The 17,893-nt window shown below is 65.3% G+C and carries 15 protein-coding genes; 3 read left to right on the top strand and 12 right to left on the bottom strand.

Annotation, left to right across the window (positions count from 1 at the left end):
• Window positions 1-111 precede the first annotated feature (111 nt).
• Window positions 112-1,095 (bottom strand): quinone oxidoreductase family protein, encoded by a 984-nt coding sequence (locus AC07X4_RS21540; protein ID WP_494741262.1) that lies wholly within the window; start codon window positions 1,093-1,095, stop codon window positions 112-114.
• A 163-nt stretch (window positions 1,096-1,258) separates the two neighbouring features.
• Between AC07X4_RS21540 and AC07X4_RS21545 the strand changes: the two genes are divergently transcribed.
• Entirely contained in the window at window positions 1,259-2,158 is a 900-nt protein-coding gene (locus tag AC07X4_RS21545) for a DMT family transporter (protein ID WP_494741263.1), read from the top strand.
• 97 nt (window positions 2,159-2,255) lie between these two features.
• On the opposite strand, the gene AC07X4_RS21550 is transcribed toward AC07X4_RS21545, so the two are convergent.
• From AC07X4_RS21550 to AC07X4_RS21560, 3 genes are all read right to left on the bottom strand, one after another.
• Window positions 2,256-4,925, bottom strand: a complete 2,670-nt coding sequence (locus tag AC07X4_RS21550; RefSeq protein ID WP_494741264.1) for a bifunctional diguanylate cyclase/phosphodiesterase — start codon at window positions 4,923-4,925, stop codon at window positions 2,256-2,258.
• A complete protein-coding gene (locus AC07X4_RS21555) occupies window positions 4,922-6,037 on the bottom strand; it encodes a TRAP transporter substrate-binding protein (RefSeq protein ID WP_436078093.1) in 1,116 nt (371 codons plus the stop codon). The genes AC07X4_RS21550 and AC07X4_RS21555 overlap by 4 nt, the downstream gene beginning before the upstream one ends.
• 153 nt (window positions 6,038-6,190) lie before the next feature.
• Window positions 6,191-7,021: an SDR family oxidoreductase gene (locus AC07X4_RS21560; protein WP_056060958.1), complete on the bottom strand. Its 831-nt coding sequence runs from the start codon at window positions 7,019-7,021 to the stop codon at window positions 6,191-6,193.
• Window positions 7,022-7,086: 65 nt separating this feature from the next.
• Here AC07X4_RS21560 and AC07X4_RS21565 point away from each other — a divergent pair, with 65 nt between their 5' ends.
• Both AC07X4_RS21565 and AC07X4_RS21570 read left to right on the top strand, forming a co-directional pair.
• Entirely contained in the window at window positions 7,087-7,713 is a 627-nt protein-coding gene (locus AC07X4_RS21565; RefSeq protein WP_494741265.1) for an SH3 domain-containing protein, read from the top strand.
• Window positions 7,714-7,725: 12 nt separating this feature from the next.
• A complete protein-coding gene (locus AC07X4_RS21570) occupies window positions 7,726-8,766 on the top strand; it encodes a M48 family metalloprotease (RefSeq protein WP_494741266.1) in 1,041 nt (346 codons plus the stop codon).
• A gap of 56 nt (window positions 8,767-8,822) precedes the next feature.
• On the opposite strand, the gene AC07X4_RS21575 is transcribed toward AC07X4_RS21570, so the two are convergent.
• The 8 genes from AC07X4_RS21575 to AC07X4_RS21610 all read right to left on the bottom strand — a co-directional run bounded on the left by AC07X4_RS21575 (window position 8,823) and on the right by AC07X4_RS21610 (window position 17,717).
• Window positions 8,823-9,722, bottom strand: coding sequence for a DMT family transporter (locus tag AC07X4_RS21575; RefSeq protein WP_056060951.1), 900 nt, complete (start codon window positions 9,720-9,722; stop codon window positions 8,823-8,825).
• Between the two features lie 190 nt (window positions 9,723-9,912).
• Complete coding sequence (locus AC07X4_RS21580; protein ID WP_056060948.1) at window positions 9,913-11,211, bottom strand: DUF3422 family protein; 1,299 nt, start codon at window positions 11,209-11,211, stop codon at window positions 9,913-9,915.
• Between the two features lie 118 nt (window positions 11,212-11,329).
• Window positions 11,330-12,841 (bottom strand): tripartite tricarboxylate transporter permease, encoded by a 1,512-nt coding sequence (locus tag AC07X4_RS21585; RefSeq protein ID WP_056060945.1) that lies wholly within the window; start codon window positions 12,839-12,841, stop codon window positions 11,330-11,332.
• A 15-nt stretch (window positions 12,842-12,856) separates the two neighbouring features.
• Window positions 12,857-13,345 (bottom strand): tripartite tricarboxylate transporter TctB family protein, encoded by a 489-nt coding sequence (locus tag AC07X4_RS21590; RefSeq protein ID WP_056060942.1) that lies wholly within the window; start codon window positions 13,343-13,345, stop codon window positions 12,857-12,859.
• 196 nt (window positions 13,346-13,541) lie between these two features.
• Complete coding sequence (tfpB, locus tag AC07X4_RS21595) at window positions 13,542-15,335, bottom strand: type IV pilus assembly ATPase TfpB (RefSeq protein ID WP_494741267.1); 1,794 nt, start codon at window positions 15,333-15,335, stop codon at window positions 13,542-13,544.
• A 13-nt stretch (window positions 15,336-15,348) separates the two neighbouring features.
• On the bottom strand, window positions 15,349-16,113 hold the full coding sequence (locus AC07X4_RS21600; protein ID WP_494741268.1) for a class I SAM-dependent methyltransferase: 765 nt from the start codon (window positions 16,111-16,113) through the stop codon (window positions 15,349-15,351).
• Window positions 16,114-16,743, bottom strand: a complete 630-nt coding sequence (locus tag AC07X4_RS21605) for a DNA-deoxyinosine glycosylase (RefSeq protein ID WP_260666658.1) — start codon at window positions 16,741-16,743, stop codon at window positions 16,114-16,116.
• Between the two features lie 134 nt (window positions 16,744-16,877).
• The gene (locus tag AC07X4_RS21610; protein WP_494741269.1) at window positions 16,878-17,717 is read right to left on the bottom strand and encodes a TatD family hydrolase; all 840 of its coding nucleotides are present in this window, start codon (window positions 17,715-17,717) and stop codon (window positions 16,878-16,880) included.
• Window positions 17,718-17,893: the final 176 nt, after the last annotated feature.

The following is a 17,893-nucleotide window of genomic DNA, read 5'->3' on the forward strand; positions in this document are numbered from 1 at the left end:
CCACCTGCCCCGCCACCACCAGGGGCTGGCGCGGCTGGGCCGGTGGCTGCTGCGCCGCCTGGCGTGCCCCTGCCAGCCACTGGTCGAAGGTGGGCGCCTGTACAGCCGCGTTCACAGCGTGAGGATGGTGCAGCCGGTGGTCTTGCGCGCCTCCAGGTCGCGGTGGGCCTGCTGCACGTCGGCCAGCGGGTAGCGCTGGTCGATGTGGATCTTGACCTGCCCGCTGGCAACCACAGCAAACAGGTCGTCCGCCATGGCCTGGGTGGCCTCACGCGTGGCGATGTGGGTGAACAGTGTCTGACGCGTGACGTACAGCGAGCCTTTGGCGCCCAGGCTGCCGGGCGCAAACGGCGCCACCGGGCCCGACGCGTTGCCGAAGCTGGTCATCAAACCGAAGGGGCGCAGGCATTCGAGCGACTTGTCCCAGGTGTCCTTGCCCACCGAGTCATACACCACCTTCACGCCCTTGCCGCCGGTGATCTCCTTGACGCGCGCCGCAAAGTCCTCGGTGCTGTAGTTGATGGCGTGCGCCGCGCCGTTGGCCAGCGCCAGCTGGCACTTGGCATCGGACCCCGCCGTGCCGATGAGCTGCAGGCCGAGCGCCTTGGCCCATTGGCAGGCGATGAGCCCCACACCGCCCGCTGCGGCATGGAACAGCACATGGTCGCCAGGCTGCAGGCCTTCCACAGGCCGGGTTTTCTTGAGCAGGTATTGCGCCGTCAGGCCCTTGAGCATCATGGCCGCGCCAGTCTCAAAGCTGATCGCGTCGGGCAGCTTGCACACGCATTTGGCGGGCATCACGCGCACTTCGCAGTAGGCGCCGGGAGGGTTGCTGGCATAGGCGGCGCGGTCGCCCACCTTCAGGTGCGTGACGCCCTCACCCACCGCCTCGATCACGCCCGCGCCTTCCATGCCGATGGTGGCGGGCATGCTCAAAGGGTACAGGCCGGTGCGGTGGTACACGTCGATGAAGTTCAGGCCAATGGCGTGGTGGCGGATGCGGACCTCACCGGGGCCAGGCTCGCCCACAGGGACGTCAACGATGTGGAGTTCTTCGGGACCACCGTGCTGGCGGATCTGGACGGCAAGGCTCATGGCTAACGTCTCCTCAAACAAAAAATGGGGGCGATGTCTCAACGGCGGCCATCCTGCCACGAATCGCACGCGGTTGCCGACGGCCCTTGCAGCACCGGTGCATGCTGGGGCCTTGTGCCCCGGGCGCAGCGGGGCCCGGCCTGCACCGTTACAGTGCAGCCCCATGACTCAAAAAATCACACCCGGCACGGCCGTGCTGCTGGTGATTTCGCCCCTGCTGTGGGCCGGCAACGCTGTGGTGGGGCGGCTGGTGCATGACCTGATTCCCCCCATCACCCTGAATTTCATCCGCTGGGTGCTGGCCTTTGCCATCCTGCTGCCCCTGGCCCATGGCGTGCTGCGCGCCGACAGCCCGCTGTGGCCGCACTGGCGCCGCTATGCGCTGCTGGGCCTGCTGGGCATCGGGGCCTACAACGCGCTGCAGTACATGGCGCTGCAGACTTCCACCCCCATCAACGTGACGCTGGTCGGCTCCAGCATGCCGGTGTGGATGCTGGCCGTGGGCGCGCTGTTCTTCGGGGCCACCGTCACGCGGCGGCAGGTGCTGGGGGCATTGCTGTCGGTGTGTGGTGTGCTGCTGGTGCTGAGCCGGGGCGAGTGGTCGCAGCTGCTGGCCTTCCGCCTAGTGCCGGGCGATTTGTTCATGTTGCTGGCCACCATCTCGTGGGCGTTCTACAGCTGGCTGCTGTCGCGCACCAGCGAGCCCACCAGCATCCGGGGCGACTGGGCTGCGTTTTTGATGGCACAAATGGTGTTTGGACTGGCCTGGTCGGGCAGCTTTGCGGGGGCCGAATGGGCCAGCGGGCGCACGCACATCGCATGGGGATGGCCGCTGATAGCCGCCCTGGCCTTCATCGCCGTAGGGCCTGCGGTGCTGGCCTACCGCTGCTGGGGGGTGGGCGTGCAACGCGCCGGGCCCGCAGCTGCCGGGTTTTTCATCAACCTCACGCCGCTGTTTGCCGGGGTGCTCTCGGCGGCCTTTCTGGGCGACACGCCCAAGGCGTTCCATGCCGTGGCGTTCGCGCTGATCGTGGGTGGCATTGTGGTGTCGTCACGGCGTTGACGGATGCAATTTTTGGTCCAAACCGGCGGTAGCGCAGGTATTGATTGCCTCAATTGCTACACAAAAAGTAGCAAACGGCGCGGCCTTTCTGGGCCCATCAACCCGGGGCAGTGACCGTGGTGGCCGACTCCATCAACGCCTCCAGGTCCGTCACCGGGGTAGGCCGCCCCAGCAGATAGCCCTGGAAGTACACACAGCCGTGCCGGGCCAGGAAGTCCTTCTGTGCCTCGGTTTCCACCCCTTCGGCAATCACATCCAGCTCCAGGTTGCGTGCCATGCCCAGAATGGTCTGGACGATCACATCGTCGGTGTGCCGCACCCCCAGGTTGCGCACAAAGGACTGGTCGATCTTGAGCTGGTCCAGCGGCAGCCGCGTGAGATACGCCAGCGATGAATAGCCGGTGCCAAAGTCATCCACCGAAAAGCGCACGCCCTTGGTCTTGAGCATGCCGATCTTGGCGATGGTGTCGTCCACGTTGTCCAGCACCAGCGATTCGGTGAGTTCGAGCTTGAGCAGGTGCGGCTTGGCGCCCGTCTCGCGCAGCACCTCCACCACCCGGGCCACAAAGTCGCGCTGGCGGAACTGCCGCGCGCTCACGTTGACGGACACCTGCAGGTGCCGGTACCGCTCGTCCCCCTGCCAGGCCGCCAGCTGCTCGCAGGCCGTGCGCAGCACCCAGTGGCCCATGGGCACGATGAGTTCGCTTTCTTCGGCCACGCCTATGAACTCGCCGGGCGCAACCAGCCCGCGCTCGGGGTGCTGCCACCGGATCAGGGCCTCGGCGCCCACCATGCGGCCATCCAGGTGGAACTGCGGCTGGTAGTGCAGCACAAACTGCCGCGCTGTGAGCGCCATCTGCAGGTCGGTCTCCAGCTGCGCGCGCATGCTGATGACGATCTGCATCTGGGGGTCAAAAAAGCACAGCGCGTTGCGCCCTTGCGATTTGACTTGGTACATGGCGATGTCCGCCTCTTTCAGCAGGTCCACCGACGACTGCAGGCTGCCGCCCATCAGCGTGGCGCCAATGCTGGGCGTGCTGTGGTGCGCGTTCCCCCCCAGCGTGTATGGCACGTTGAGTTTGCGCAGGATCTTCTCACCCACCCGGCGCGCCTGGGCGGCGGCCTCATCACGGTGCACCGACAGGTCGCTGAGCATGACCACAAATTCGTCGCCCCCCAGGCGCGCCACCGTGTCCTCGCGCCGCACGCAGGTCTTCAGGCGCTGAGCCACCTGGCGCAACAGCATGTCGCCCACCTCATGGCCCCGCGTGTCGTTCAGGGTCTTGAAGTGGTCCAGGTCCAGGAACAACAAGGCGCCGTACTGCCCGCTGCGCACGCTGGCGGCAATGGCTTGCTGCATGCGGTCCATCAACAGACGGCGGTTGGGCAGGTTGGTCAGCGGGTCGTAAAAGGCCAGGCTCTCGATCTCCGTGCTGGCCTTGCGCAGCGCAGTCACGTCGTGGTAGCTGATCACGAGGCCGCCATCGGGCGTGGCGCGTTCGGTGATCTGGATGGTGCTGCCATTGGCGTACGACTGTTCCCGCGGCTCGGGCTGGTGCTTTTGCCGCTCCAGGCGCTGGCTCACCCACCGCTTGCGCTCATCGTCGGACAGGCGGGGCACATGGTGCTCCACCGTGGCCTCCAGCACCGTTCGGAACGGAATGAGGGGCGTGATCACGCCCTGCAGCCACGGGAGAATCGTCTCCAGCTGGCGGTTCCACTGCACCACCCGATGCTGGCTGTCCAATAGCAAGAAGCCGCTCACCATGGACTCCAGCGCCTGGTCCAGCGTGGCCTTGGACTGCGCGATGGCCAGGCGGGCCTGGGACATCCGGTCCACGTAGCGCAGCGCCAGCACCCCCGCTGCAAAGATCATGGCGATGAACAGCGCGGTGGTCAGTGCAATGGCATCGCGCTGGTCGCGCCAGCCGGCGAGTGCCGCATCCAGCGGAATGCTGGCCGCGATGCGCAAGTCCTGGTACAGGATGGGCCGGAACACCACCAGCGATGGCTCGCCGGTCAATCGCGCAGGGGCCTGCCAGGCCATTCCCCGGTCGACCAAATCTCCGATGGGCGGCGTGAGGGTGGGCGCGGTCACGTCTTCGCGGTTGGGCACGCTCAGCAGCAGTTGCCCGGTGGCGCGCTCCAGCGTGACCTGCAGACCGCTGATGTCCACGCCCTGTACCAGCACCGAGCTCAGGGCCGACACCGGCAGCTCGGCCACGGCCACCACCCGCGAGCTGTCCGCCATGCGCAGGTGGCGAGCGAAGTACAACACTTTCTCGGAACTGGCAAAGCTCACCACCGGCGCGCTGACCATCAGGGTGGATACAGGTTGCTCCAGCACGCTCTCCAGAAAACCGGCCGGCAGTTGCACCAACAGGCTGGCGCCTGCGGGGTCGGACGACGCCAACGCCTTGCCCGTGCTGTCGAGCACCGCCACGTAGCGCACCATGAGGTTCTGCCGCGCCGACCCCCGCAGCCGCTGGCTGGCCGTATCGGCATCCAGCCACTTGGGCATGGCATTGGACAGTCCCAGCAGCTCGTCCATGCTGGCCAGCAGCACGTCCACGGCCAGCAGCGAGCGGTTGAGTGCCGCCTCTGCGCCCGCCACGAAGCGGGTGGCCTGGGCCTCGCTATCGGCCAGCGCGGCCTGGCGGGCATTCCACGCCAGGGTACCGGCCACCGCCACCACGGCCGCCACAAACACTGCAGCGCCCGCCCAGACATAGGCCTTGATGCGCGAAGGTGCGGCGGACTCTGTCATTTCGCAGGCGCTGCCTGCAGCCCACGCACTGGCCCGATAGTCTGGTTCCAGACCTGCGCGCAGCGAGCGCCGCAACGCTGCACCCAGCGCGGCAACACGGTGGATTCAAGGATCTCCTGGCGGCTGCGCTCATCCTGGGGCGACACGGGCACCACCACCATGCTGCCCTTGGTGCCAGCGTTGCAGGTGGGGGCACCCCGGTTGCAAGCCAGTCCGTCGGCAGTTTCACGCTCGGACTCGGCCCAGATGGCGGCTTCCAGGCGGGGCAGTTCGCGCTTGAGCAGCGTGCGCAGGTCGGGCGGCAGCGCCGCCCAGGCGGCCTGGTTGGCACCAAACACGGCAAGCCCCCAGGTCACCGGCAGGGTGTGCACGTGGGTGGTGAGTGCCGGCAGGCCAAGCATGTTGCCCGACATGGTGCCGGTGATGGCGCATTCGGTATTGCCCGCGGTCAAGCTCGGCACGATCTGCGAAAAACTGGTCAGCACGGGCACCCCGCCCAAGGCGCCCACAAAGTCGGCCTGGCTGGCCGACGACACACGCACGCGGCGGCCAGTGAGTTCGGCCAAGGTACGCAGTGGCTTCTTGCAGAACACCACCTGCGCCGGGTACACGTAGATGGCGAGTGCCTCGACACCATGCTGCTCACGCAACGCCTTTTCGAGGTAGGGGCGAAACGCCGCCAGCGTAGTCTTGAGCGTGGCAAGGTCGGGGTTCAGTCCGGCCAGGTCAGGCGCTGTGTATTCGGGGTATTGCGCGGTGAACGAACTCATCAGGGTGGTGCCAAAAGGAACCACGCCCAGCTGCAGCAAACGCAGCATCTCGGCCCCAGGCACGCCGGCCCGGTCAAAGGGCACGATCTCTGCCTGGAAGCGCCCAGCGCTCAGGCGAGAAAGCTCTTTGGTCCAGAAGGGCTCTTCCTGCCGGACGTACTGGCTGATACCGGCCAGACCGCCCACGATGCGCAACCGGTACGGAGCTGCCGCTGCAGTGCCCGCACCCGCCGCGCTGGCCGCATCGGCGGCCTGCACAGCTGCCCCAACGCACAGCGCCAGACACAGCAGGGTGCAGTGGCGTTTCAGGCGCGGCAGAAAGGGAATGTGGACAGATTGCATGGCGGCGGACAGTGGCAGGCGCTGGCCCGCAGTATTCCACCAATTATTCAGCGCTCCGGTAAAGCTGTCGGCAAAACACCACGCCAGCTTCCGTTCTGCGGGAGCACTGCGCCACACAGCCCACCAGCCGGACCTCATCGGGCCCGGCCTGCGTCAGAACGTACCCGGGTAGGCACCACCGTCGGCCAGCACGTTCTGTCCCGTCATGTAGCCCGCGTGCACGCTGCACAGGAAGGCGCAAATGGCACCAAACTCTTCGGCAGAGCCATACCGCCCTGCCGGGATCTGCGCCTGCTGCGCGGAGCGCACATCCTGGACGCTCTTGCCCGCCTTGCTGGCGGCTGCCGTGACGGTGGCTGCGAGCCGGTCGGTGTCGAACTTACCAGGCAGCAGGTTGTTGATGGTCACCCCACTCGCTGCGATCTTGCTGCGCGACACACCCGCCACAAACCCCGTGAGACCACTGCGCGCGCCGTTGGACAGGCCCAGGATGTCGATGGGCGCCTTCACGGCGCTGGAAGTGATGTTGACGATGCGGCCAAACCCGCGTTCAGCCATGCCATCCACCGTGGCCTGGATCAGTTCGATAGGGGTCAGCATATTGGCGTCCACAGCCTTGATCCAGGCGTCGCGGTTCCAGTCGCGGAAGTCGCCGGTGGGTGGGCCGCCTGCGTTGGTGACCACGATGTCGAAGTCACGGCCCGGTCCTCCGGCCGCCGAGAACACCGCCGCACGCCCTTCGGGCGTGGTGATGTCGGCCGCCACAGCCAGCACCTGAGGTGATGCACCCTTTTGGCCGCTGGCGCTAGTCTTGTTTGCACTTTCAGCTATCAAACGAGTAGCAGCCTGTTCGAGCGCCTCGGCACTGCGGGCGTTGATGACCACATTGACACCCTCGCGCACCAAAGCCTGCGCGCAGCCATAGCCCAGCCCCTTGCTCGCGCCACACACCAGCGCCCATTTGCCTGCAATACCCAAATCCATAACAATCTCCTGGTTGCACACTGATACAAGTGCCCTTTGTTAAATCATAGTTGGAGAGCATCACCATGAACCGGCCGCACTGGAAAGCCCTGGCGCCTTGGCTGGCATCGGCCGCGATGGCCCTCTTGCCACTGCTCTGCACCACAGTGCATGCGCAGGAGGCTGCCGTGGTCAAACGCGCCACCCAGCTGCGCGACAGCCCCGCAGAAAGCGGCGCCAGCGTGGCACCGCTGGAGGCCAACTCAGTAGTCACGCGTAGCAGTGAGCGCAAGGGGCCCTGGACCAAGGTCAGCACAGCACAAGGCGCTACGGGCTGGGTCCATATGTTTGACCTGGGCCCCCAGTCAGGCGCTGCACCGGCCACTGGTAATGCCGCAACGAGCGGAATGCGAGGCCTTGGCAGCTTGTTCGGCGGAAACAGCGGCGGCACCACGACAGCCACCTCCACCGTGGGCATCCGGGGTCTGGGAGCCGAAGACATCGCCAAGGCGCAACCCAACCCGGCAGCCGTGACCCAGGCCGAGGGGCTGCGGGTCAACGCCGACCAAGCCCGCCAGTTCGCCAGCAATGCGTCGCTGCAGCCACGCAACGTGGCACCCCTGGCGGAGCCGCCCCGGCCCTCCTCCAGCAGCGGATCGGGGGCGACAGGCTCGTCCAACAATCCGTCCGACCCCAATTTCAGCCCCAACTGAGCGAGAGCTGCCATGCGTCTGCCCCCATCCCTCTCCCGCACCCGATTGCTCGCGGCGGCGTGTACCGCCCTGGCCCTGACCCTGCTCCCCAGCCAGGGGCAGAGCCAGGGGGTCATGAATCTGCTCAACGCCCTGGGTGGTGGCAGCTCCACCAGCAACACCGGCGGAGGCCTGCTGGGCGCCATCACCGGTGGAGGCAGCCCCGCAGGCCAGGGGGATGACCTCATCAGCATGCTCACCCGTTCGGTTGAGAGCATCGACGAGCCCCGCGAGATCGAAATCGGCCGCCAACTCTCGGCCGTGCTGCTGGGCAGCAAACCCCTGCACCCGGACATGGCACTGCAGCGGTATGTGAATCAGCTCGGGCGCTGGATCAGCCTGCAATCGCCCCGCCCCAACCTGCCGTGGACCTTTGTGGTGCTGGACGACTCGGGGTACAACGCCTTTGCGGCCCCGGGGGGGTATGTGTTCTTGACCAAGGGCCTGATCGACCGCTGCGCCGACGAGGCCGAGCTGGCTGGCATCCTCGCCCACGAAATCACCCACGTCACCGCCAAACACCACCTGCTGGCCATTCGCAAGACGGCACAGTCGGGCATGCTGACCCAGTTGGTGGCTTCGCAGATCAAGACCAACGCCGTGGGCAACGTGGTGGCCTCGCAATTTTTGGCACTGGGGCGCAACCTGTACGCACGCGGCCTGGACCAGACCGATGAGTACGATGCCGACCGCACTGGCGTGGCACTGGCCACCCGCGCGGGGTTTGATCCCTATGGACTGGTGTCGGTGCTGCAGCACCTGCGCACCGCCACGCCTGACAACCCGGCCTTCACGCTGGCACTGGCCACGCACCCGCCTGCACAGGCGCGCCTGGAGCAACTGGAGCTGGCCATGGGCAAGAACCTCGATGGATTCACCGGCACGGCCCCCGTGACGGTGGCCCAGCGCATGAATCCCAAAGCGGCACCCGCAGCAGCAGCGGTGCCGTCGCCTGCAGCACCGGCCGAGGCTCCAGCCCGCAGCAAGGCAGCTCCCAAAAAGAAGACGTCATAAAAGCAAGCAGGGCGGCCCTTGTCACGGCGCCCCAAAGGGCTGCGGGATGTGGGCTGTCAGGCCCTGCGCGCCATGCGGGTAAAAATGAAGATACCCGCGACCACAAGCACCGTCCCGGCAGCGACCCACACCGTGAACGGTTCGCCCAGAATCCACACGCCCATGAGGATGGTGGACAACGGGCCCACCATGCCCGTCTGCGCGGCCATGCCTGCGCCGATGCGCTCAATGGCCATCATCACCATCAGCACGGGCGCGGCCGTGCACAAGGTGGCGTTGAGTACCGACAGCCAGATCACCTCAGGCGCAACGACTGCCGCACTCAGCGGCCGCAGCACCACAAACTGCAACAGGCAGCACAGGCAAGCCACGGTCGTGGCAAGCCCCACCAACCGCAGCGCGCCCAGGCGCTGCACCATCTCGCCGCTGTAAACCAGATAGATGGCATAGCTGACTGCGCTCAGGAACACCAGCAAGGTGCCCCAGGCAGCATTGGCACCCTGCAGGTTGGCCTCGTGGCCAAACACCAGAACCACGCCGCTGTAGCTCACCAGCATGCCTGCCGCCTGGGCCCAGCGGATACCACGCCCGTACAACACCCAGCCCAGCAACACGACCAGCGTGGGGTTGAGGTACAGGATGAGGCGCTCCAGGCTGGCACTGATGTAGGCAAGCCCTGCAAAGTCGAGAAAACTCGCCAGATAGTAGCCGGTGACACCCAGGCCCAGCACGCCCAGCCAGTCCTTGCGGGTGAGCGGCGGTTTGCCCCGGCTGGCCCACCAGGCCATCACGGCAAAGATGGGCAGCGCAAATAGCATGCGGTACATGATGAGCGTGACCGCATCCACCCCATGGCGGTAGGCCAGCTTGACGATGATGGCCTTGCCGCTGAAGGCGATGGAGCCCAGGAACGCCAGCACAAGGCCGGAGGCAATGCTCTTCTTTTCAGTGGTCACGGGTACGAAGGGACGCAAAGCGCCTGCTGAAGTATCTGCCGGACAGTGGTCGCCGGAGCGTTGCGCCCAGTGTGACACGGCAAGGCTGGTGCAGGCCATCGAACCTCTGCGCGGGCGCCCCCTTCATCAACGATGGCTGACAAGCCAAAGTGCACCCCGTGCCGCTCGACAGATCGGTGGGCCAACCGCCTTAGCGGTGTTTGTGGAACACCCGCTGGTGCAGCCGCCGCAGTGACCACCACACCCCTGCCGCCACCACCGGAATCGCGAGGGCTGCCGTAGTCTCCGGCGACAACGGCCAGCCCAGTTTTTGCGCGCCCTTGGCCAGATAGCTGACGAGCCCGACGATGTAATAGGTAATGGCCGCCACAGACAACCCCTCCACGGTGGACTGCATCTGCAACTGCAGATCCTGCCGGTGGTTCATGGTGGTCAGCAGCGCCTGGCTGCTTTGCTGCTGTTCGATCTCTACCCGGGTGCGCAGCAGGTTGCTCATGCGCGATACGCGCTGCGACAGCGCATCCTGCCGACGGGTTGCCCACTCACAGGTACTCCGAGCGGGGGTCAGGCGCCGGTCCATGAACTCCCGGATGGTCTGCATGCCCGCCAGGCGGGACTCGGCAATGTCCTGGATACGGCGGTCCAGCAATTCAAAGTAGGCACTGCTGGCCGAGAAGCGCGAGTGCGTGGCTGCGTACTGACTTTCCACCTGCCCGGCCAGGCGCGTCAGCCGGTCGAGCAAGGCGGGCTCGTCATCACGGTTGGCCGTGCGGATGGCTTCAGCCAGCGCCGCCAGTTCGCGCTCAGCAAAGGCCAGCACGCTGGCAGCCTCGCGAGCGGCAGGCAGGCCGAGCAAGGCAGCCATGCGGTAGGTCTCGATTTCCAGCAGGCGCTGCACCAAACGCCCCAGGCGCCGTGGTGTCATGCCCCCTGCGAGCAGCACCATGCGCGAAAAGCCGTCGGCGTGGATCGCAAAGTCGGTGTACACCTCACCATGCCCGTCGGCCACGGTGGAGGCTACCAATGTGTCTTCGTGCAGAACATGCTTGACCAGGGAGCCCGATCCAAAGGTGTGTGTGGGCAGCACCCACAGGTTCAGGCTGCACAGGCACTGCCCGGGCAAAGCTGCAAGCCAGTCGTGCGGAACGGAATCCACGGCACTGACCGGCTCCCGCTCTCCAAAAGCCTCCACCGGCGCCGGGACCATGAAGGTCCAGGTGACGAATTCGGTGTGCATCTCCCAGCGCATCCGAAAAGCGCCCAAGTCCATCCGCAAGTGGGTGGTCTGGGCGTCGGGAAGCGCCATGTGGTGGTCCCGCAGGAGCGCGGCCACATGGGCCCGGCTGGCCTCGCGCCCTGCCGCATCGGCCAGCATCACGATGTGGGCGATGGCCAGCGGGGCATTCATCGCCTCGGGCGGGCGGGCGTGGATTTCGTTGTGCAGCATCGCCCGGTGCGGGTGCTGCGTGGGATGAAACGGTGTGGACATGCGGACCTCTGCCCGCAATTGTGTACTGGTGACAGCCGTACCACGTGGACGCCACTGCCCAAAAAACAACGGCACCCGAAGGTGCCGTTGATCAGGATGAGAAAAGAATCGGAACCGATCAGTCTTCCACAAACGCTTCTTCGCGCTTATTCTTGACTGAAGGCAGCAGCACGATGATGAGCAGCAGTGCCGCAGCCGCCAACAGGCCAGCCGACAGCGGACGCGTCACAAACACGCTCCAGTCACCACGCGACAGCAGCAGCGCACGGCGCAGGTTCTCTTCCATCATGGGGCCCAGAATGAAGCCCAGCAGCAAAGGTGCAGGCTCGGTGCCCAACTTGTGAAAGATGTAGCCAATCAGACCGAACGCACCCACCATCCAGATGTCGAAGGTGTTGTTGTTGGTGGAGTACACACCCACCGCGCAGAACAGCACGATGGACGGATACAGCCAGCGGTAAGGCACGGTCAGCAGCTTGATCCAAATGCCGATCAGCGGCAGGTTCAGGATCACCAGCATGGCGTTACCGATCCACATCGACGCGATCAGGCCCCAGAACAGTTCGGGGTTGCTCGTCATCACCTGGGGACCAGGCTGGATGTTGTGGATGGTCATGGCACCCACCATCAGCGCCATCACGGCATTCGGCGGGATACCCAGCGTCAGCAGAGGGATAAACGAGGTTTGCGAACCTGCGTTGTTGGCCGACTCAGGGGCCGCTACACCGCGGATGTTGCCTTGTCCGAAGGGCACTTCGCCAGGACGCAGCTTGGTCTTCTTTTCCACCGTATAGGCAGCAAAAGCGGCCAGCAAGGCACCACCACCGGGCAAGATGCCCAGAGCAGAACCCAGCGCTGTGCCCCGCAGCACAGCGGGGATCATGTTCTTGAAGTCTTCCTTGGTGGGGAACAGACCTTCCACCTTGGCAGTGAACACCTCACGCTCATCATCGGGGCGCGAGAGGTTGGCGATGATTTCACCGTAACCGAACACACCCATGGCGATGGTCACAAAACCGATGCCGTCGGTCAGTTCAGGGATATCGAAGCTGAAGCGCGCCACACCCGAGTTCACGTCGGTCCCCACCAGGCCCATCAGCAGGCCCAGCACGATCATGGCCACCGCCTTGAGCAACGAACCCGAGGCCAACACCACGGCACCGATCAGGCCCAAGGTCATCAGCGAGAAGTATTCGGCAGGGCCGAACTTGAACGCGACTTCGGTCAGCGGAGGCGCAAAGGCCGCCAGGATCAGCGTGCCCACGCAGCCCGCAAAGAACGAACCCAGGCCCGCAGCCGCCAGCGCCGGCCCCGCTCGCCCCTTGCGCGCCATCTGGTAACCGTCAATCACGGTCACCACCGACGAGGACTCGCCCGGCAGGTTCACCAGAATGGCGGTGGTGGAACCACCGTACTGGGCACCGTAGTAAATACCAGCCAGCATGATCAGCGCCGCCACCGGGGGCAGCGCATAGGTGGCGGGCAGCAACATGGCGATGGTCGCCACCGGGCCAATGCCTGGCAACACGCCAATGAGCGTGCCGAGCAAACAGCCCACAAAACAGTAAATCAGGTTCTGGAAGGTGAAAGCAACACCAAAACCCAACGACAAGTTGTTAATAAGATCCATGGTCGGTGCTCCTGCTTAACCTGCGATGAAACTCGGCCACACAGGAAACTGCAGCTTGAGCGCCCACACAAAAGCCACATAGCTGCCAATGGCCAGCACGGTGGCGAGAACAAATACGGCCTTGGCATTGAACTCATTGCCAGCCAGGCTGGAGATGAAGGTCAGTGCATAGATGCCCACGATGAGCCCCATGGCTGGAATGCCCAGGCTGGGCAAGCCGCCCAGCAGAATGCCGAAGGCAAAGTTGGCGGCCAGGATGAAGAACAGCGGCTTCCAGGCCCATTTGCCGATCTTGTCGCCATCGGCGGTTTCCACGGTCAGCGCCTTGAAGGTGATCACGCTGCCGATGAGGGCCAGCAAGATACCCAGCAACAACGGGAAGTAGCCAGGGCCCATGCGCGCGCCCGTGCCCACGTTGTAAGTGGTGGCACCCCACGCAAATGCGACCCCAACGCCCATGAACATGAGCCCGGACGCAAAGTCTTTATTACTCTTGATTTTCACGAATTGTCTCCTTGACGGAATTCTCGACTGCGCGATTGTGCTGGCAAGGAGGGGGCGGCGCGATGTGGATTCCACCTACATCCGGTAACGACTGGCAGGCATGCACCACCGGGCGAGTCGCCCAGGAGACTGTCTCGAAAACCACTCTGGAAGACGGCTGGCCGACCGCAGAGGAATGACCGCCCCTCCCCTTCGCTCACTCCAGAGGCGGTGTCGCCGCAACCACCTCTTCCATGGTGGTCAGCCCCTCAGCCACGCGCAGCGCACCCGCCAAGCGCAAGGGACGCATGCCGTCTTGCACGGCCTGGCGGCGCAGTACGTCAATGGAAGGCGCCTGGGTGATTTTGTCCTTGAGCGCCTCGCTGACGGTGAGCAATTCATAGAGCCCCATGCGGCCCCTGAAACCGCCCATGCGGCAATCCACGCAGCCGACCGGCTTGTACGGGTGGTAGCTACCACTGATCTTCCAGGGCTTGACCACCTCGGTCAGGGCTTCGCGGCTCGCGGCCTCATCCTTTTGTTTGCAGTGCTTGCACAGCGTGCGCACCAGCCGTTGGGCCAGCACGCCCAGCAAGGTGGCATTGATGAGGTACGACGGAACACCCAGCTCCATCATGCGGGTGATGGCGCTGGGGGCATCGTTGGTGTGCAGGGTAGAGAACACCAGGTGGCCTGTCAGCGCCGCCTGGATGGCCATCTCGGCGGTCTCCAGGTCGCGGATCTCACCCACCATGATGATGTCAGGGTCCTGCCGCATCAGGGCGCGCAGGCCTTCGGCAAAGTTGAAGTCGAGCTGCGGCTGCACCTGGGTTTGGTTAAAGCTGGGCTCGATCATTTCGATCGGGTCTTCCACCGTGCTCACGTTGACCTCTTCGGTGGCCACGCGCTTCAGGGTGGAGTACAGCGTGGTGGTCTTGCCCGAACCCGTGGGGCCGGTCACCAGGATGATGCCGTGCGGCCGCTTGACCAACGCCTCCCAGCGCTGCGCGTCGTGCTGCGCAAAGCCCAGGGCATCAAGGTCCTTGACCGCGTTGTCCGGGTCAAAAATGCGCATGACCATCTTTTCGCCAAACGCAGTGGGCAAGGTGGACAGGCGCATTTCCACCTCTTCGCCCCGCTGGTTGCGGGTCTTGATGCGGCCGTCCTGTGGGCGGCGTTTTTCCACCACATCGATGCGACCCAGCAACTTAACGCGCGCCACCATCGCGTTGTGCACGCCCATGGGCATCTGGTAGACCGGGTGCAGCACACCGTCGATACGAAAACGGATCACGCCCTGGTCGCGGCGCGGCTCCAGGTGAATGTCGCTCGCGCGCTGGTCAAACGCGTACTGCCAGAGCCAGTCCACCACCTTGACCACGCCCTGGTCGTTGGCATCGAGCTGCTTGTTGCTCTTGCCCAGCTCCACCAACTGCTCAAAGCTACTGCCACCCGAGTTGCCGCCAGCCTTCTGCGCGGCGCGCACCGACTTGGCCAGCGCAAAAAATTCAGCCGTGAAGCGGTGGATGTCTTGGGGGTTCGCCACCACCCGACGCACCGAGCGGCGCGACTGGCGCTCCACCTCGGCCACCCAGTCATCGATGAAAGGCTCGGCCGTGGCCACCACCACTTCTTTGCTGGTCACCTGCACGGGCAGCACCTTGTGGCGTTCCGCATAAGTGGCGCTCATGGTGTCTGCTACGCGCCCCACATCCACCTTGAGGGGGTCGATGCGCAGGTAGGCGAGGCCCGCACGTTGCGCCAGATACTCGGACAGCGCCTCGATGTCGAGCGGCTTGCTGTCGCTGGCGCGCTCCATGGCCACACTGGCAAGGCGTACTAGGGCATGCTGGGAGCTCTCAGCCTGCGAACAGCGGGCGATGGTGCGTTGCGCTTCCTCGCGCGAGATCACCTTGTCATCGCTGAGCCACTGCACCATGCGGCGCCAGTCCACCGGGCCAATGTGTGAAGCCGACTTCAGCCGGTCAGGGGTCACGACAGGAGCATTCATTGCAAGATTCCTCTCAGGGGTTCACAGGCTTGAACACCCGCAGCCATTTGGTGGTGGGCAGGTCCCACCGCGCCTGAATCGCCTCGGCCCGCTCGGCCAGTTCCGCGCGCTTGGGCCGCGTGGGGGTGCGCTGGGCCAGCACCACCGTGTTGCCTTCACGCGTGGGCTTGAACGCCCACAGCGCATCGCTGCCAAACGCCTGGGACATGCTCTGCAGGCTGCGGTCAAAGCTCGACGCGCGGCCGAACAGATTCACAGTCATGCAGCCGGTCTCCGTGAGCAGTGCGCGGCAGTCGGCATAAAAATCGGGGCTATCGAGCACGGGGGCCGCAGCCTCGTGGTCATACAGGTCCACAGCCAGCGCATCCACCGTGCCCAGCCACATGGGGTTCTGGATCTCCTTGGACGCATCGGCCAGCACCACGCGCAGCTTGGGGCCGTCGGGCGGCAGCTTGAACCACTGGCGGCACACGGCCAGCACCTGCGGGTTCAGCTCGATGGCGGTGGTGCAGATGCGCAGCTTTTTGTGGCAGAACTTGGTGATGGCACCCGCCCCCAGCCCCAGCTGCATGGCATGGCCCTTGGAGACCTGCGCCAGGTCGGCAAACAGTAGCCAGGCCATCATGCGCTGCACGTACTCCAGCTCCAGGGCGAAGGGCTCGTCGATCCGCATGGAGCCCTGGATCCAGGGTGTGCCCAGGTGCAGGTGGCGCACTTCGCCGTCGTCAGACACGCTGACTTCGGGCAGTTCACGCAAGGTTTCTTTTTTACGGGCCATTCACAGCAATCCGTGCCGGGCCATCACATCGGCCCAAGCGGTCAATTTACGTTCAAAACTCCAGGAGGCGTTGGCCGGGCTGGTCGATGGCAGCCGCACGGCCTCGATGGCACGTGCGCCTGACGTGCCCACATCATGCGGCAAGAGCGTCGGCTGCCCAGCAGCTCCCAGCGCGGCAAGCGCCGCCGGCGCGTGCCGAAAACTCTCCGCACCGTTGTGCGCCAGCGCGGCCAGCCGGGGGCACACGCTGCGCAGCGCCGCAAAGTCGTTGAGCCGGGCGTTACGGATACTGGTGTCCAGGCTGCCCTCGCGCTCGCAGCTCTGGTACACGTCCCACAGGCCCAAGCCGCGATCCAGCAGCCAGGCGCAGCGGTCTGCATACCCATCCGGCCCCGCCGGGGGCAAGGGATGCTGGGGCCACAAGGCCTGCAGGATCTTCCAGAAGTGGTTCTGGGGGTGCGCGTAGTACTGGCGGGCTTGCAATGACGCAGCCCCGGGAAAACTGCCCAGCACCAGCACCACGGTGCACACACCTGCCACCGGCGGAAGGCCCAGCCAGCGCGCGGACGGTCCGGAGGCGTCAGGCGTGGAGGCCAGCGACGGGTCGGCTGCAACAGGGGCTGGAAGCATGGGGCAATTTTGGCCCCAAAGGGCCGTCAGCCACGTCTGGCAGCACAAAAAAGATAGCTGTCGGCCCTTTGCCACAGGGCGTCAAACTCCCCAATTTCTCCCATTTGATCGTCCCTGCCGGTCTCTCTATCCTCCTACGATGGCCGCCCGTCTGCCAGCAGCCTTTCCAGCCGGGGCAACGCGGCCAAGGCATTGGCCCAGGTGCTGCCGGCCAGCGCCTGCACAGGCTGGCCGCGCAGCTGGGCCACCACCGCCGCAATGCCAGGCAGCTCTGCCGGGCTGTTGCGGCCCTGAGCCTGTCCTGCGGCGCGCTCTGCGGCGGTGGTGTACAGCCAGTGGGGCGGAATGTCAGGCGCGTCGGTCTCCAGCACCAGGGCATCGCCGGGCAGCTCGGTGGCCAGACGGCGCAGCTGCAGGGCACGGTCATAGGTCACCGCACCGCCAAATCCCAGCTTGAAGCCCAGGCCGATGAACGCCTGCGCCTGCTGCAGGCTGCCGTTGAAGGCATGCGCAATGCCGCCGCGCACCGGCAAATCCCGCAGGCCCTTGAGCAGCTTGTCGGCGGAACGGCGCACATGCAGGATCACCGGCAGGTCAAACCGCCGGGCCAGCTGCAGCTGCGCGCGGTAGAACCACTCCTGGCGCACCGGGTCGAGGCCCGGCACAAAATAATCGAGGCCGATCTCGCCAATCGCCACCAGGCGCGGGTCGGCGTGGTGCTGCTCCAGGTACCCGGCCAGATGCTGCAGGTCCTCCTCCTCGGCGCGCCCTGTGTAGAGGGGATGAATGCCCAGCGCATAGCTGTCCCCATGCTGGTGCGCCAGCGCCCGCACGGTGTCCCAGTTGCTGCGCTCCACGGCCGGAATCACGCAATGGCAAACGCCTTGCGTCGCAGCCTGTGCACGGACCGCACTGCGGTCGGCATCGAACTCGGGGGCGTCGAGGTGGCAGTGGGTATCGATCCAGGCGGTCATGCGCCGATCATGCCCGATGCAGCCTGCAAAGGCTGCGTTCGCGGGGGACGGTGGGCCCATGTAGCCCTGCATGTGCATTTGCCCGCAAACCGTGCTACTGTCATTTGCGTGCGCCAGGCCCTGGCGTGTACGAGCAAAGGTGACAGGATGCCCCGGCCCGCCCTCTACAGCAGCTC

This window comes from Acidovorax sp. GW460-11-11-14-LB4, assembly GCF_059423685.1.